Genomic DNA, 810 nt, shown 5'->3' on the forward strand with positions numbered 1-810 from the left:
CGTTCTAACTCTTTTAGTAAGATTTTTAAAAGCTTTAACGCTATTTCTATATTCTCTTTAAGTGGCTTTGCATTTTCGTAAAGTTGGTTAAAATTATCGTCTGCGTTTTCAATACGCTCAACTGCTTTATTTAATAAATCATCTTTCTCTCGTATTTCCTTATCTTTATCATCTAAGGCTCTACCAGACTTTATATACTCGTAATCTTCCGAAATATCTTGAGCAGCTTTTATCTGTTTCTGAAATTCATTGAAATCTTTTTGGCTTATTACAACATTTCCAGTTTCTTGTATTTCTTTGCTAAATAAACCACCTACTTTTTCAGTTTCTTGCTCATACGGAACATTTATAGGCTTTTTAAGCGTATTTAACGATTTTTGGTACTCTTGCATTAATTTATCGTTCTTTTGCTTTATATGGTCTGTTTTTTTGGCTCTCACGTTCATATTCTTGCTTATGATATTCTGTTTTTTGTTTATACTGACTTATTTGCTCATGTTTAGCATTTGTTACTTGTCTTGATTGCCCACGTTCTAAATCATATCCTCGTTGTTTAACATGCTCATTAAATCTATCTTGAAACGCTGTTAAAGCTTTTTTATTACCTACAACTTCTTTAGCACTTAAACGACCATCATCAGTTATTGGAACAACGCCATAATGCATATGTGGTGTTTTTTCGTCCATGTGAACTGTTGCATATAATAAATTATCTTTACCGTATTCTTGTTCTAAAAACTCTTTAGCATATTCAAAAAACTGCTTTGTATCTTCTGGCGTTTGATTATCAAAGAAATCATTGTCTGATGT

The 810-nt window shown here is 31.2% G+C and carries 2 protein-coding genes; both read right to left on the minus strand.

Going from position 1 to position 810, the window contains the following annotated elements; all coding sequences use genetic code 11:
* Nucleotides 1–440: hypothetical protein (locus CORTU0001_RS12085; protein WP_425265843.1), on the minus strand; the 440-nt coding region annotated here is incomplete at its 3' end.
* Nucleotides 397–810 (minus strand): MobV family relaxase (gene mobV, locus CORTU0001_RS12090; protein ID WP_425265844.1); only part of this gene is annotated, 414 nt, incomplete at its 5' end. The genes mobV and CORTU0001_RS12085, both read right to left, overlap by 44 nt.

The organism is Corynebacterium tuberculostearicum SK141 (genome assembly GCF_000175635.1).
GTDB lineage: Bacteria > Actinomycetota > Actinomycetes > Mycobacteriales > Mycobacteriaceae > Corynebacterium > Corynebacterium tuberculostearicum_C.